This window comes from Streptomyces mesophilus (genome assembly GCF_040300965.1).
In the GTDB taxonomy this organism is placed as follows: Bacteria; Actinomycetota; Actinomycetes; order Streptomycetales; family Streptomycetaceae; genus Streptomyces; species Streptomyces mesophilus_A.
In genome coordinates this window covers 81,160-95,373 of the sequence record NZ_JBEPEW010000004.1, presented here as the reverse complement: position 1 = coordinate 95,373, position 14,214 = coordinate 81,160, and the positions used below count along the sequence as shown (strand labels likewise).

The following is a 14,214-nucleotide window of genomic DNA, read 5'->3' as shown; positions in this document are numbered from 1 at the left end:
GGTGAGTTCGCGCAGCTGTCGAGTGACGGGGTGGATTCACGCATGAAGTTCGACATGGGCGCCACGGTTCTGTCGAATCTGCGGTTGCAGTCGCAGGGTTCGAGTGATGATCTCGGGTCGTTGATCCGGCAGTTGATCGCTGCCGCGCAGCCGTTGGAGGGTCGTTTCAACGGCTCGGGCAAGGCGGCTTTCGATGCGTTCAAGAACAACTCGGACGAGATCACGGCAGCGTTGAACGGATCCCTGTCGGCGATCCTGGGCGGACAGTCCGGGATGGACTCGTCGTTCGCGACGGGTGATCAGGAGTCGGCGGACAATGCCCGCTCGAACATGGCTGCCGCGAACTTCGACGCCGCCCGCTTCGGCGGACGCTGACCCGGCCGACCTGCGGGGACTGGGGACTTCTGATGGCTTCGAATGCTGATCGTCGCTCGTACGACGTGGCCGCGTCCTCGGACGCGCAGGGCAACATCCAGGGCGTCATTGCCCGCCTGGAGCAGGTGATCACGGATCGGGATCGTGCGGTGAAGGCGGCCCTGGCCGACTTCCAGGCCGACGGCGTCTCGGACTCGTACCACGACAAGGAACTGCGCTGGAACCGCGCCTCCAACGAGGTCCGCACGATCATCCAGCTCCTGAAGACCACCTTGGAGAAGAACGACGGCACCGCGCAGCAGACCCTGTCGCGCGCGAAGGCCGCCGTCGACGCCGTCGGCTGAACAGAGCGTCGCAGGACAGCACGGGTGCACGTACAGGGCAGTTGCGGGGGTTGATCAATGTCGGGCTGGGACGTCTCGCCCAGCGGGGTGGAATCGATTCTGTCGCTTGTGGGGCTTGCGGCGGACGATCTGCAGAAGGACCTCACGGCGTACGGGAAGAGCGTGGAGAGTGCCGCGCTGTCGGCCGGCACGATCAGCGGCCCGTACTGCGGTACGTCGGCTCCGGTCGGGCCGGTGGGGATCGCGATCTCGAACTTCGCGAACGACACCCAACAGAAGATCCTTTTCATGGCCGCACGGACGAAGAAGACGATGGAGGGCACGGTCAAGGCCACCGTCGAGTACGTCGAGGGGGATCTGGCCATGGCCGCTGATGCGCAGCGTGAGGCCGCGAAGGCGCCGACGCCTGAGGAGCTGAAGGCGGCCGCCGGCAAGCCGGAGCAGGGCGGGGAGCAACCGCGATGATCGAACCGGGGATGATCCCGCAGTACCTGGGCAGCTTCGAGCAGTTGGGCAAGGACGCCTCCGCACTGCGCACCCAGGCGACCGGGATCCGCAACGGAAGCTTCGGACATCCACTCCCGCTTCCAGGCCGTCGGCGCCTACTACAAGGCGCCGGAAGACGAGCAACTGCTCTCTAGCACCCAGCCGGTGGCGGACACTGGCGACGAGTTCGCCGCGAACCTCGAGACCCTGGCTGATGCCCTGGACACGTTCATCGCCGAGGCCAAGCCGCATGCGGACCGCCTCAAGCAGCTGCGCGAGGACGCGTTCGCTTTCGTCGACAGCGTCAAGGGCGATGACGACTGGACCGACGACGAGGACAAGTCGAACGCCCACCAGGCGTTGATGGACGGTGTCGCCGCCGCGCAGGCCGGGTTCCAGGAGGCGGAGCGGAACGCCGCCAACAAGATCGACGCGATCAACAAGCTGGTGTGCCGCCCCAAGTGGGTTGTGGATGACGGCAGTCACGGTGCGGGCATGTACGGATACAGCGCCGACATGCTGGGCCAGGCCGAGGAGTTGCCCTGGGGCACGCCGGAGGAGCGCACGTATGAGACGTGGAGCCTGGACTGGTGGGGGCACGGCGCCAAGAGCTATGTGTGGGACGGCATCGTCGTCGACAACATCTGGGGTGGCATCCGCGGTCTGGGGACCTTCGTCGGCGTCGACGGCGCGGACGCCGCCGGCGAGGCGTGGGACCAGCTCGGCAAGACGTTCTCCGGGCTCAGCTACTACCTGATGACGCCGTACGACTGGGTCATGGACAAGACCCTCGGCCCCGAGCCGGAGACCACTCACGAGAAGGAGTCGAAGCAGGCCCTCCGCGACTTCCTCAAAGGTGCAGTCGCCTGGGACATGTGGGACGAGAACCCCGACCGCGCGGCCGGCACCGTCACGGTCACGGTCGGCACCCTCGGTCTCGGCGGGATCGCCGCAGGCGCGCGCGGCACCGGCGCCATGGCACGCGGTGCGGCCACCGCCGCGAAGGTCCTGGACTTCACCGACCCGATCAGCGCCACGCTCCGGGCCGGTAGGACGGTGGCGGGGATGCCGAAGATGTCCGAGGTCATCGCCGCGGCCGGCTCCCAGCTCGACACGTTCCGCCGGGCCGACAGTCCCCACACCCTGTGGCGCCTGGACAACGGCGCCGCCGTCCGCATCGAGGACGGCGAGTTCCACATCCTCGACTCCGATGGCAACCCCATCAACGACAAGCCCAAGCAGGAGAACGCCGACACCGACGCATCCGAGAACGCCACGAGTCGCGACCAGGAGCTCGTCGGCGTCGGGGGCCGCGGCGCAGAGTCTCATATCAACGGTAGCGATGGGCAACTGCCCCCACATGGTGATTCGGGCAGACGCACCGGTGGCAGCGACTTCACGTCGGCGCATGCCGCAGACTCGGACGCCGCATCGGGACGCGGGTCGGCTGGGGGCACTGGCACCGCTGACGGGAACGACACCGGCGCCGCAGCGCACGGTTCGGCGGACGGCGGCACGGGCGCGCCATCCGGTGGCGGTAGTGGTGCGGACGGCGGTGACGGGTCCGGTGGAGGCGCCGGCGATTCCGGCTCGGAATCACCTGGTGGCGAAGCTCAGCCCATGGTGCGCGGCAGCGACACTGAGCAGCAGATCCGCGACGCGATCAAGGGAATGCCCGGGAAGCAGAGGCCGAAGCCCGATGTCCTTGAGCGTGCCTTCGACCGGCTCGCGCAGGAGCCGAACGGCCGGCAGATGGCCGAGATCATCGCCTCTGGCCGCCTCAATCAGAGTGACCAATTCGGGAAAGTGGTTTCGGACCTGGGGGCCAGGAAGGTGGCCATGTACCAGCCTGCCTGCGACCAGATCATGTTCGCCGACGACCTTGTCCGGGCCGGCATACCCGCGGAGAACATCGATTTCGAAGTGAAGCATCCACCGGGGTCCGATATCGATGTGCGCGTCAGGGATGAGTCCGGGGTGTACGGCTACCAGCAGAAGCGCCTGAACGATCCGCAGGATCCCGTTTCTGAGATCACCCGGGGCAAGTACCTCCTCCAGCTCGCGCGGGGTGAGGCCGACCACAGGATCCTTCTGGTCGACGGCGCGAAGGGGACTCGCGACGACTGGATGGCCAACGGCTCCTTCGATGCCCTGATGGACACCAACCGAGGAGGAAGCGGGCCGAAGGGTGAGGGCATCACATTCGTCATCCGCCTGGAGGATGGAACACTTGTGATTCCGCCAGGCAGCAAGACCGACCCCAGGGACATGTTGTGATCACCACCGACCCCATCGGCGATTGGACATGGGAAGTCCAGACCGAAAACGCGCCTCCACTTCGTGGGGCGGAATACGCCGCCACCATCTGGAAGATTCTTGCTGACCTGGCGCTGGCGACTCCCACGACGGCCAGCTTTTCCGTCCGGTCGTCCCGTGACACGCGCAACGTATTCATGGACGTGCGCGATATCCCGGTGGGTCACGAAGCGCAGGCCGGTGCTCAACTGTCTGACGTTGCCGGGCGCGCGGCAACGCACGACGGCGACGTCGTGGTCGGCATCCGGATCCGGTGCCCTGGCTACTGGTGGGAATCCGGTGTTCGGCACCGTGCGGAACAGCTCTTCGTCATCCAGGTCGATATCTGGAAGGGCGCCCTCATGGCCGTCACGCTGGAAACGTATTCCGACGCGTGGCTGACCCTGGACACCCGGGAGCGCGAACAGCGCGCCGTGTATGAGGTGAATGCGCCCCGCCTCGCCAGCGCGCTGGAAGGGATTTCCGCCCTGCTGGGAATGAAGCCGACGCCAGGTGACGCCAACCGCTACGCGACCCCCACCGAGACGGGCTTCGAGGACGAGCGGGCCGAGGGGCCCGCCTTCGCCGATGCCTGGGGGACTTTCGAAGTACCGGCTCGCTCCCGCCGGCTGCGGGAGGGACTGCCTTCCTCCGAGGATGAGTACGAAGAGATCACTGATCACCCTGTCCGCTACTTCACCGTGCGCCGCGACGGCCAGGTCGTCGGATATGTCTGGGCATCCGTCGGCGACGATGCGGCGTGCTTCGAACCGCGCACCGCAGTCGGTGACATCGCCTTCGAAACCGGCCGGCAGTGGCTGCTGCGTCTGCGCAAGGCCCACGGCCGCGGACTCGCGCCTCTCGCTGCGCTGGACTGGCTTTCTCACCTGCCGCCGGAACCGGAGACGGGCGAGTTCAGCGAGGACACACCCAAGGAGTCTTCGACGCTCGACGCTCTGGAGGAGCTGTCAGGTCGGTACTGACCGCTCTCGGGTCGCAGCACCCACCGACCGGTCGTTTCGGCCTTCCCCCGGACAGAGTCAACGCGGCGGCGAGTTCCCACTTTCGCCTGAGAGGTAACACCGGTGCCCCAGGACATCATCGCCCTCACCCCGAAGATGCCCGACCAGCAGACGCTCCTGGCGAGCCTGTACGCCGGCGGCCCGGAGGCGATCCTCACCCAGGACCCGGATGGTGCGCACCTGCAGTTGCGGTCCCCGGAGGGGCAGGTCGTGGTCTCGCTGGAGGCTCCGCTGTACGTCCAAGTGCCCGGTGAGGTCGAGCGATTGCTCGGCATCGGGGCCGAGGCGGATGCGCCGGTGTGGTGGACGGAGATCCGCGCCACCGCCGGTGTCGAGGAGGCCCGGCAGCTCGCTGCTTCCGTGGCCGGGCGCCTGAAGGCGGTTCTCGGAGGTGCGAGTTGGCCGCCGGAGGTGACGCAGGTCGACGTCGTGCCGCCACGGACGGACACGTCGCGCGCGGACGACACAGTGCTGGATGTCGACATCCTCACCGAGGCAGCGGCGGTCGTCATCCAGAACCGGCCCGTCGTAGCCGCCACCACCTGGCTCATCGACGCCCTGCAGACCGCGGCCCGCAGCGGGCGCGAACTCCAACTCGTCACCCCGGCCGACGTCCGCCTGACCTTGCCGATGCGCTCCCTGCTGGGCCGTACGCCGTCACGATGGGTCGTACGCGATACCGCGTCCGGCTACTACGACGGTCTCACCGGCCTGGCCCTGGACTGGCAGGGAGAGATGTTCACCCCCGTTCTCGGTGCCGACGACGCTCCGCGACTCGCGGACGCCTACCGAGCCGGCACCGCACCGCAGGAACAGCGCCAACTCCTGCTCGCCTTCCGCGCTGTCCACCCGGTGAGCGAACACCTAGTCCTCGGCGAAGCGTTGGAGACCGCCTGGCGGACCCTTACGGGCAGGCCGCCGGCCGGCTGGTCCACCGCCGAGCCCGTCAACCTCCCATGGTCACCACGCCAGTTGACCGACCTCGCCCGCCGGCGCGCCCAGGGCGGCGCCAGCACCTGGCTCACCGCGGTTGGCCACCCCGACCAACCCGCGATCGCCACCACCCAGATAACCCACACCCGCGCCGGCGTCGAGGAACACACCACCCTCGCCCTCGGATACGCCGCCGCCCGGTCGCTGCCCCTTGACAAGCTGCCGGAGTTGGCCGAGGCACTCGCCACGCGGCATCACCTCGCGACCATGCTCACCCACGTCCGGACCGGTCGGTTCGACCTGACCGCGCCCGCCCACTTCGAACCGCCCGCCATCCCGGTCTCGTTGACCCTCGGCAGCGACGCTGTACGCGACATCGGCCTCGCCCAGGCGCGCCAGGCGCCGGCCACGTCAGTCGAGTTCGGCCCCGCCAGACAGCCGGCGTTGCACTACACGCTCGGCGACGGCACCGACCCTGCCGCGTGGCACGCACTGCAGCGCCTCGACCAGCACGTGAAGAGCACCAGGCACCCAAGGGCCCCGTCGGCCGCACGTAGGTAACGAGGCGGCGCCGTGGGATAACGGACGTGCTTCGAGCGGTGCGCGGATTGGCGCGCCCTGCAGCGGACGCGGCTGACGCTGCGTAGGCAAGAGGGGTGGGCGTACGGCGAGGGTGGCGGCGCTGGCCCTGGTCCCGGTGGATGCGCATGTGCTGGCGTCGGAGCAGCGTTTCTGGGTGCCGGAGCGGCTGTTGAGGTTGGGGTTACAGAAGGTACGGCTGGCCGAGCTTCTTCGACCCGAAGGGCACGGACGCGGTCGAGCTCCTGTCCGACACCTCGCACGGCATGGTCCGCACCGAGGTCCGCTGCGCGAAGTGCGGCTCGCACCTGGGCCATGTCTTCGAGGGCGAGGGGTATCCGACGCCTACGGATCAGCGGTACCGCGTCAACTCGATCTCGCTCAGGCTGGTGCCGGTCGGGGAGTGACCGGGCCCTCGTCCGGCGATATCTGGTCCCGCTCGGCCATCCTGCGGATGATGCCGGGCGGGATCGCCGGGTTCCGGGCGGCGGTTTCGGCGGTGCGGCCCTCGCGGAGGAGCGTGACCAGGACGTGGGCGGGGAGACGGGGGGAGCGGGTGGCGGCCCAGCGGACGGAGGAGTCGGGGTCGTCCAGGAGGCGGACCGCGCCCAGTCGGCTCAGGCGGGAGTCGTCGGCGGCACGGAAGCGGACCTCGCGGTGCGGGTCGAGGGTGAAGCGTTCGACGAGTTCGGGGGTGGAGTCCGGGTCGTCCAGGGCGAGTTGACGTAGCCGGGGGTTGGGGTCGTCGGCGTACTTGAGGAGATCCGTACGGGGGAAGTTGGGGTGGGTGCGGGGGCGGCCGGGGGAGGAGAGGCTGCCGTTCCACCAGTGCCAGACCTGGAGCAGCATCCAGGGCGGGGCGTCGTCGCAGGACTCGGCGAGGAAGAGGTGGACGACGCGGTCCTCGTCGTGGGCGAGGCGGTCGACGACGTCCGGTGGGAGGTGGCGGGCGCGGGCGACGGAGCGGCGGATCAGGGGGTGGGAGGAGGCGGCGAGGCGGCGCATGGCTTCGGGGTCGTTGTGCAGGGCCTGCACCCAGGGGAGGGTGCGGGAGCGGCTTGACGGGTCGAAGTCGTAGGAGATGGCGGTCCGTTGGGCCTCGGTGAGGTCCGGGCGGAGAGCGAGGGTGCCCCGGACGAAGGGATCGGGGTCCTCGGCCATGACGGCGATCAGGGCCCGGGACAGGTGAGGGTTGTCGGCGAGCGCGCGGCGCAGCGTGGCGTCCGGGTGCCGGGACAGATGGTGGGCCAGTCCCGGTTCAAGGGCGGAGTTGGTGATGACGCGGGTGGCGTCGCCGAGGTCGTCGCTCTCGAAGACGGCGCGCGAGACGGGGTGTTCGCGGTGGTGCAGCCGACGGGCGAGGGCGCGGACGCCGGAGTCGGGGTCGGCGAGGAGCGCGCGGCGCTCGTCGGCGTTCAGGTCCGGCCAGGCGACGGCGCAGGCGGACTTACGGACCCGGGGCTCGGGGTCGATGAGCAGGGCGCGGGCGACGGCGGTCGGCAGTCCGGTCAGCGAGGCGGTCTCGGCACGGATGCGCGGGACGGGATCGGCGGCGAGACGCTCGTAGGCGGTCGAGGTGAACGTCGCGCGGTAGCCGACGGCGATGCCGACCAGGGCCCAGCGGTGACGGTCGTCCTCTTCGGCGAGGACGAGGCGGGTCCACTGTTCCGGCGTCAGCTGGTTGGAACCGGTGTCGACCAGTGCGCCACGCACCTTCCAGTCCGGGTGGTCGATCAGTCGGTCGATCACATCGGCGGGCAGTTGGGGGCCGTAGTACCTCCCGGTGCGTACCACGAGGTCGAGCCGGAGGTCGTCGGGCAGAGAGGGGTTGGACAGGAGTCCGGTCGCCCACTGTTCTCGTGTGCGCGGTGGAATCCGGAGCCTGCTGAACAGCCCGTCCCAAGCAGCTTCCCGCTCCTCCTCGCTCTCTTCCCGCGCCAGCCTCAGAGCCCGTTGCTCCTGATACGCCGGGAGGTCGGCGACCACGATCAGCCAGATCCCGTACTCCTCGGTGGTGACGCCGATCAGCGTCTTCCCGTCCGGGGAGAGCGTCATGAACTCCGGGCAGCGGGGCTGATTCCGCAGGACCTCCGCGAGCCGCCACTCCTCCCCGAGCCGGACCCGGAACCAGCCGCCGTGTCCCAGCGTGATCAGGAAGCCCCCGTCCTTGCCGAACAGCCCGTGCGCGGTGGCCAGTCGGAACCATTCCGCGTCGGTCTCGGCGAACGGGTCGGCGGCATCCAGGGATATCTCAGAGGTCGGTACGGCGTTTCCCGCTGCGATGGGCCGCAGCGCGGCATAGGTGGGGAGGACATTGAAGCCGGCGCCCCAGCCGCCCGCGTACTCCAGTCCCGCCTCGGCGAGAATCGCGTCGGCCTTTTCCCTCGGCGTGATGGAGCGGCCGGCGTCCTGAGAGGCACTCATGACGTTGATTCTGGGAGCGTGGGGGCGCCCTGAACAAGCTTGCTGGGCTGTGCTGTTCGTCCTAGGCGAGGACACCCTTGACCTGGCATGATGAGTGTGCCATCACCTCTTGGGCCCTTCGTGGGACTCAAGCGCACCACCGTCGCCACCGGGCTGCTCGGCGTCACCGCGCCCGCCCTGCCGCAGGCGCGGGCCGCCACACCCCGGCCGTCGCCGGCCGGTCGGCGACGGCCGATCCTGGACGTGGCTCGCGATGCCTCGGGCTACGACTTGCCCTTGGTGGTGCGGGCGCCGTAGAAGTAGCCCCAGCGGTCGTGGATCCGGTCCTTGCCGTAGAACCAGACGTTGCCCTTGCCGTTGGTGACCTGACACGTGACCCACAAGTGGCCCGCGAAGTCGAGGTGGTAGCGCTCAGGGTAGGCCGCCGACGGGCCGGTGCGGACCCGCACACCCGCCAGATCGTCGACGGTGCGCCAGTGGTCGGCGATGTTCTTGTCGCAGTGCCCACTGCCGACGGCCTTGGCCATAGGTCTGGGCGCGGCCGTGCTCGGCGCCGCCAGGTCGGCGGGCATCGCCGTGGCCGCCACGGCCGCCACGGTCATCATCGTTCGCATACGCATGATCGGGTAACAGGCCGGGCGGGACTGCGTCACGGGGGCGGGGGCCACGGTACCGGGACGGAGGACGCGCATCAGTTCGGCCGTGTTCCCGTTCGCTCGCAGTCCCCGCGGGCTCCATTGCGTACGGGCGTTGGTTCTAGACTCGTCGGATGAGTCCGATGACTGACGGCGGGGCCGGGTACGGCGATCTGGACGTGCTCGGTGTGCTGAACGATCCGGTGCGGCGGCAGTTGTACCGGCATGTGGCGGCGGCGCCCGGCGACGTCGGCCGCGATGCCGCCGCCGAGGCGGTCGGGGTGTCCCGTTCGCTGGCCGCGCATCATCTGGACAAGCTGGTGGAGGCGGGGCTGCTCGCCGTGGACTACCGGCGCCTGAGCGGGAAGTCCGGGCCGGGGGCGGGGCGGCCCGCGAAGGTGTACCGGCGCGCGGCCGAGGAGTATGCCGTGTCGGTGCCGCCGCGCTCGTACGACGAAGTGAGCAGGGTGCTCGCGGATGTGGTGGAACGGGCCGGGCTCGACCGGGAGTTGCAGGCGGCGGCGCGTGGGGCGGGGGAGGCGTCGCAAGGGGATCCGGAGGCGGTTCTGGCGGCGCGCGGATATCAGCCGTTCTGGGACGGTGCGGTGCTGCGTCTGCGGAACTGTCCCTTCCGGGCGCTGTCCGAGGAGTTTCCCGCGCTGATCTGCGGCATGAACCTGGCGCTGGTGGAGGGACTTGCGGCGGGGGAGGAGTGGTCCGTGGAGATGGATCCGTGCGCGGGTGGGTGCTGTGTGTCGCTGCAGAGGGAGAGCGGGGGAGGCCGGCAGGGCGGCGGGGGCGGTGGGAGCGGCGAGAGTGGCGGGAGTGGCGGGAGTGGCGAGGGCGGTGGGAGCGGCGGAAGGGGCGAGGGCGGCGAGGTCTAAAAACAATATGCGTTGACGTTAGAAGTCGGTCCGGGCATGCTGAGCCCATGACCGATTCCTCGACGCATTCCTCTGCCCCTGTGTCTTCGTCATCGTCATCTGCTTCGCATGGATTCCAGCTTGCGCAGGTCAACATCGGACGGTTTGTCGCGCCGGCCGACAGCCCTGAAATCGCAGGGTTCGTCAGCAAGTTGGAGGAGATCAACGCGCTCGCCGACCGCTCGCCCGGCTTCGTCTGGCGGCTGGTCGACGGGAGCGGGATGGACGCGATGGGGCTCAGGCCCGACAGCCGGGACGACCGGCTCCAGATCAACTGCTCGGTCTGGGAGTCGATCGAGGCGCTGAAGGACTACGTGTACCGCTCGGCGCATCTGGCCATGCTGGCCCGCCGCCGGGAGTGGTTCGAGCGGCTGGGCGAGGCGCACCAGGCGATGTGGTGGGTGCCCGCCGGGCACCGGCCGACGGTGGCGGAGGCGATGGCGAAGGTGGCATGGATCCGCGAACACGGTCCGGGTCCGCAGGCGTTCGACTTCCGCGACCCGTACCCGGCGCCGACGGCCGTCACGGGTCTGGCGGGGTGAGACCAGGAGTCCCGCTCCTCGGGCGGCTGCGCGGCGGTGTACTCGTCCCAGGTGGTGAACGCTTTCGGCGGCGAGGGGATGACGTACCCCGGCGCCTCGCACCAGAAGCGGACGAGGCGCTCGGGAGCCGCGCAGAGTCTCGAAGGTGACCTGGACCTGCTTGACCCGGTTGGTCTGCGGAGCCTGAGTGACCGCGTGATCGAGGCATCGGCGCACCCTGGCAAGGGGCTGTCAGTGGTGCTCGATCAGGTCCGCAGGGCTCAGTGACGCCGGGCTCGCGTGGCCCGACAGGGCCAGGGTGAGGTCGAGTTCGGCGAGCAGGCAGCGGATGACATGCTCGACGCCCGGCTGGCCGTCCAGGCCGAGTCCATACGCGTACGGGCGGCCGATCAGGACCGAACGGGCGCCGAGTGCAAGGGCCTTGGCGATGTCGTCGCCGCTGCGGATGCCGCTGTCGAAGAGCACGGCCAGACGGTCGCCCACCGCCTTCGCCACTCCCGGCAGCGCGTCGGCCGCGCCGATGGAGCCGGCGACCTGGCGGCCGCCGTGGTTGGAGACGATCACGCCGTCCATGCCCGCCTCGGCGGCCTGCCGGGCGTCATCGGGGTGCAGGATGCCCTTGAGGACGATCGGACCGTCCCAGTGCTCCCGCAGGAAGGCCAGGTCGGGCCAGGTCTTCGCGGGGTCCGAGAACATGCCGACGAACCGCATCACGGCCGCGTTCGGGTCCTCGTTCACCGGCTTGGCCAGGCCCGCCTGGAACGCCGGGTCGGTGAAGTAGTTGGCGGTGCCGACCCCGTGCAGGAAGGGGAGATACGCCTCGTCGAGATCGCGTGGACGCCAGGCCAGCATGGGGGTGTCAAGGGTGACGACGAGCACCGAGAAGCCGGAGGCCTTCGCCCGGTCGAGGAAACTGCGGGCCACCTCCGGGTCCTTGGGCCAGTACAGCTGGAACCAGCGCTCGGCGTCCCCCATCGCGGACGCGACCTCCTCCATGGGGGTGCTCGACGCCGACGACAGGACGTAGGGGACACCCTGCGCGGCGGCCGCGCGGGCGGCGGCCTTCTCGCCCTCCGGATGCATGATCGAAAGGACGCCGACAGGCGCCAGTGCGAGCGGCGCGGGCAGGGTGCGCCCCAACACCTCGACGGACAGGTCCCGTTCGCTGACGTCCCGGAGCATCCGCGGCACGATCCGCCGGCGGTCGAGGGCCTCCCGGTTGGCGGCCGCGGTGGTGCCGCTGCCCGCGCTGCCGGCCACGTATCCGACGGCGCGGGGCGGGAGCCGGTGCTCCGCCAGCTCTTCGAGGCGCGTGAGGTCGGTGGGCAGCCGGGGTGTGGCCCCTGTCATCCCGTTGAGATAGATCTCGTACTGAAAGTCGGCCCAACGCTGTCCCATGGCGGTCCCCTCCGAAGGCGGTGCGGGCGGTTCTGCTGCGGGGTCGAGTCTGCCCGCGACGGGCGGTACTGGGGAGAGGGGTGCACGGGCCGAAGATGATCAGCTGGATTCGCGTACGAGGCGGTCGCGCGCAACGGATTCCGTAGGTCATGAGCCTCTTGACGACGGAATCAGTGATCACAAAACTGGCTCCCGAGCAGCGCCGCACCGACCACGCGGCGCCGCACCGACCCCTTCCGAGGAGCTCCCCATGACGGCCACCGCCCTGCGGCGCATGATCCTCAGCCAGCCCGAGGCGCTGGAGCGGATGGCCGGCCTTGATGTCGCTGCCGCCGCGGGGCGGCTCGCCGATGCGCGGCGGGTGCTGGTCGTCGGGACCGGGACCAGTCAGCATGCCGCCGAACTCGGGGCGATGCTGCTCGAAGGCGCCGGGTGCGATGCGCGCTGGCTGTCGGGTGCGCAGGCCGCGCGCTGGGCGGTCCGGCCGCGCGAGGGCGACGCAATGGTCGTGATCACCCACACCGCGCAGACGGCATACGCCCAGCGGGTACGGTCCGCCGCCCTGGAGGCGGATGTTCCGCTCGTGTCGATCACCGGGGTTGGGCGCGGCTGGCCGGAGGCGCTGGAGACGGTCGGGCCCGAGGAGTCGGAGACGTACAGCGTCAGTTACACCGCGACGCTGGCCGTACTGGCCCGGCTCGCCCATGAGTTGGGCGGGCCTGAGGGCTCACCCGAGCAGGTACGACGCGCTGCCTCCGCCGTACGGGACGTCATCGCGGACCCGCGGCTGGACGCCGTGGCCGTCCCGGCCCGGAGCCTCGCGCTGATCGGATGCGGGCCCTGGGGGGTCACCGCACGCGAAGGGGCCCTGAAGATCCGGGAAGGTGCGCGGATGCTCGCCGAGGGCTTCGAGTCGGACCGTTTTCTGCATGGTGCCGCTGTTCCCTACGGCCCGGCGGACGGGCTCGTCGTCCTCGAACCCGGCGCAGATGTCGACAAGTTGACCCCTGCGCTCGCCGGGGCCGCGGCGCGTGAGGGCATGACGGTCGCCACCCTGGAGGCGTTCTCGGGCCACGGCGACCTGCCGCCGTTCCTGGCGCAGATCCCCCTCACCGTACGACTGCAGCTGCTCGCCGACCGCTTCGCGGGGCTGCGGCGGCAGGATCCGGATACGGCGATCGTGGGGGCTTGGGCGGAGGCGGAGCTGTGGGACCTCGGCAAGCCGGGGGTGCGGGCGTCCTAGCGTCACGGGTGTGGGGTGAACCAGTGGCGGTCGAAGTGCTTGGCGAGTGAGAAGGGTGCGCGGGGATCGGTCAGGAGGCGGTGGAGGCATTCGGCGGTCGAGTCGGCCGCAAGGTCGAGATCGTCGTAGGTGTCGCCGCCCACCAGGACCGGCCAGCGGCCGGGGTCCGGATCGTTCAAGTGCCAGTAGAAGAGGCCGTTTTCATTACTCGCCCAGGAGAGCAGCAGCTTGCCCGGGGCGTCCACCAGGGCGGCGCGGGCGGAGGCGAGGTCGGCATGGTGGCCTACGTCGGGCCAGTCACCGTTGGTCTCGTGCAGAGTCAGGAATTCGGAGGCAAGAGCCACCCAGCCGAACGGCGGGAGGGGTGTGTGCAAGGTGAGGTCATCGTCGAACGCGCCCTTCCCGAAGATCTCCACGAGCTGCTTGTAGTCGGCAGGCAGCGGGGTGCCGAGGCCCGCTTCGATCTCCGCCCAGTCCACCGGATGGGCGCGGTCCATCGTCCACCCCACCAGCTCCACCACGCACTCCACATATGAGGCCTCGGGCGACGCCGGGGCGTAGCTGTCCGTCCGTGACGCGCGTTCGGCGACAGCCACGAAGACGCGCCGGCCCGGATCGGCGCCGGCTCCGATCCACGCCCGTATGCCGGGCCAGGCGCGCAGCACCTCCACCTCTTGGCCGTCGACCAGTTCGAGCAGCGGCGCTCCCGTGCGGTCGTCCGCCGTGGGGTCTGGCCCGCCGTCGAGGATCAGCGTGCGCGGCCGCCCGTACCGCTCGCTCAGGGCCTCCACCAGATCGGCGAGTTCAAGGTCCGGATCCCCGAGCAGCACCGGTGCGGGCGGCGTGGCCTTCGCCACGTACTGGAGCAGGTCCTCGAGCGAGTGGTGCATGGCGGGTGGTGCCTCCGGGCAGGGAGCGGTGGGCCCCGCGAGGGGGAACGGACATCTGCTTCAGCGCACTTGGCGCCATCGATGTCACTCTCGCCCGGCCGTCGGCCCGAAGAATCCTGAAAGGG

14 protein-coding genes and 2 pseudogenes are annotated in these 14,214 nt (G+C 69.8%); 11 read left to right on the top strand and 5 right to left on the bottom strand.

The window, feature by feature from the left end; translation table 11 throughout:
* The first annotated feature begins 42 nt into the window (after nt 1–42).
* From ABT367_RS02940 to ABT367_RS02910, 7 genes and pseudogenes are all read left to right on the top strand, one after another.
* Nucleotides 43–375: a hypothetical protein gene (locus tag ABT367_RS02940; protein WP_352248913.1), complete on the top strand. Its 333-nt coding sequence runs from the start codon at nt 43–45 to the stop codon at nt 373–375.
* A gap of 32 nt (nt 376–407) precedes the next feature.
* Nucleotides 408–719, top strand: a complete 312-nt coding sequence (locus ABT367_RS02935; protein WP_352248911.1) for a pore-forming ESAT-6 family protein — start codon at nt 408–410, stop codon at nt 717–719.
* Between the two features lie 57 nt (nt 720–776).
* Nucleotides 777–1,184, top strand: coding sequence for a DUF6507 family protein (locus ABT367_RS02930; protein WP_352248909.1), 408 nt, complete (start codon nt 777–779; stop codon nt 1,182–1,184).
* A 186-nt stretch (nt 1,185–1,370) separates the two neighbouring features.
* The gene (locus ABT367_RS02925; RefSeq protein ID WP_352248907.1) at nt 1,371–3,482 is read left to right on the top strand and encodes a hypothetical protein; all 2,112 of its coding nucleotides are present in this window, start codon (nt 1,371–1,373) and stop codon (nt 3,480–3,482) included.
* On the top strand, nt 3,479–4,483 hold the full coding sequence (locus tag ABT367_RS02920) for a hypothetical protein (RefSeq protein WP_352248906.1): 1,005 nt from the start codon (nt 3,479–3,481) through the stop codon (nt 4,481–4,483). The genes ABT367_RS02925 and ABT367_RS02920 overlap by 4 nt, the downstream gene beginning before the upstream one ends.
* 102 nt (nt 4,484–4,585) lie before the next feature.
* A complete protein-coding gene (locus ABT367_RS02915; RefSeq protein WP_352248904.1) occupies nt 4,586–6,016 on the top strand; it encodes a DUF6177 family protein in 1,431 nt (476 codons plus the stop codon).
* A gap of 215 nt (nt 6,017–6,231) precedes the next feature.
* A pseudogene (locus ABT367_RS02910) lies at nt 6,232–6,441 on the top strand (peptide-methionine (R)-S-oxide reductase); the annotation flags it as partial.
* On the opposite strand, the gene ABT367_RS02905 reads toward ABT367_RS02910, so the two are convergent.
* Nucleotides 6,416–8,458: a PE-PGRS family protein gene (locus tag ABT367_RS02905; RefSeq protein WP_352248902.1), complete on the bottom strand. Its 2,043-nt coding sequence runs from the start codon at nt 8,456–8,458 to the stop codon at nt 6,416–6,418. The pseudogene ABT367_RS02910 and the gene ABT367_RS02905 overlap by 26 nt on opposite strands.
* 96 nt (nt 8,459–8,554) lie before the next feature.
* On the opposite strand from ABT367_RS02905, the gene ABT367_RS02900 reads away from it, so the two are divergent.
* The gene (locus tag ABT367_RS02900; protein WP_352248899.1) at nt 8,555–8,755 is read left to right on the top strand and encodes a hypothetical protein; all 201 of its coding nucleotides are present in this window, start codon (nt 8,555–8,557) and stop codon (nt 8,753–8,755) included.
* Here ABT367_RS02900 and ABT367_RS02895 read toward each other — a convergent pair.
* The gene (locus ABT367_RS02895; RefSeq protein ID WP_352248897.1) at nt 8,722–9,072 is read right to left on the bottom strand and encodes a hypothetical protein; all 351 of its coding nucleotides are present in this window, start codon (nt 9,070–9,072) and stop codon (nt 8,722–8,724) included. The two genes, ABT367_RS02900 and ABT367_RS02895, sit on opposite strands and share 34 nt — an antisense overlap.
* 155 nt (nt 9,073–9,227) lie before the next feature.
* On the opposite strand from ABT367_RS02895, the gene ABT367_RS02890 reads away from it, so the two are divergent.
* Together ABT367_RS02890 and ABT367_RS02885 are read left to right on the top strand one after the other, a co-directional pair.
* Nucleotides 9,228–9,977, top strand: a complete 750-nt coding sequence (locus ABT367_RS02890) for a helix-turn-helix transcriptional regulator (RefSeq protein WP_352248895.1) — start codon at nt 9,228–9,230, stop codon at nt 9,975–9,977.
* 80 nt (nt 9,978–10,057) lie between these two features.
* Entirely contained in the window at nt 10,058–10,558 is a 501-nt protein-coding gene (locus tag ABT367_RS02885; RefSeq protein WP_434975384.1) for a DUF3291 domain-containing protein, read from the top strand.
* Between the two features lies 1 nt (nt 10,559).
* Here ABT367_RS02885 and ABT367_RS41425 read toward each other — a convergent pair.
* Nucleotides 10,560–10,692: pseudogene (locus ABT367_RS41425) on the bottom strand (VOC family protein); the annotation flags it as partial.
* A 97-nt stretch (nt 10,693–10,789) separates the two neighbouring features.
* Nucleotides 10,790–11,956 carry a lactate 2-monooxygenase gene (locus tag ABT367_RS02875; protein ID WP_352248891.1) on the bottom strand — a complete coding sequence of 389 codons (1,167 nt, stop codon included), beginning with the start codon at nt 11,954–11,956 and terminating at the stop codon, nt 10,790–10,792.
* Nucleotides 11,957–12,206: 250 nt separating this feature from the next.
* On the opposite strand from ABT367_RS02875, the gene ABT367_RS02870 reads away from it, so the two are divergent.
* A complete protein-coding gene (locus tag ABT367_RS02870) occupies nt 12,207–13,199 on the top strand; it encodes an SIS domain-containing protein (RefSeq protein WP_352248889.1) in 993 nt (330 codons plus the stop codon).
* 2 nt (nt 13,200–13,201) lie between these two features.
* Here ABT367_RS02870 and ABT367_RS02865 read toward each other — a convergent pair whose 3' ends face one another.
* Entirely contained in the window at nt 13,202–14,089 is an 888-nt protein-coding gene (locus tag ABT367_RS02865) for an SMI1/KNR4 family protein (RefSeq protein ID WP_352248887.1), read from the bottom strand.
* Nucleotides 14,090–14,214 lie beyond the last annotated feature (125 nt).

Coding starts and splice junctions, on each gene's coding strand:
- ABT367_RS02890 (WP_352248895.1), top strand. CDS start 9,228: ATGAGTCCGATGACTGACGGCGGGGCCGGGTACGGCGATCTGGACGTG.
- ABT367_RS02895 (WP_352248897.1), bottom strand. CDS start 9,072: ATGCGAACGATGATGACCGTGGCGGCCGTGGCGGCCACGGCGATGCCC.
- ABT367_RS02930 (WP_352248909.1), top strand. CDS start 777: ATGTCGGGCTGGGACGTCTCGCCCAGCGGGGTGGAATCGATTCTGTCG.
- ABT367_RS02870 (WP_352248889.1), top strand. CDS start 12,207: ATGACGGCCACCGCCCTGCGGCGCATGATCCTCAGCCAGCCCGAGGCG.
- ABT367_RS02935 (WP_352248911.1), top strand. CDS start 408: ATGGCTTCGAATGCTGATCGTCGCTCGTACGACGTGGCCGCGTCCTCG.
- ABT367_RS02875 (WP_352248891.1), bottom strand. CDS start 11,956: ATGGGACAGCGTTGGGCCGACTTTCAGTACGAGATCTATCTCAACGGG.
- ABT367_RS02905 (WP_352248902.1), bottom strand. CDS start 8,458: ATGAGTGCCTCTCAGGACGCCGGCCGCTCCATCACGCCGAGGGAAAAG.
- ABT367_RS02865 (WP_352248887.1), bottom strand. CDS start 14,089: ATGCACCACTCGCTCGAGGACCTGCTCCAGTACGTGGCGAAGGCCACG.
- ABT367_RS02940 (WP_352248913.1), top strand. CDS start 43: ATGAAGTTCGACATGGGCGCCACGGTTCTGTCGAATCTGCGGTTGCAG.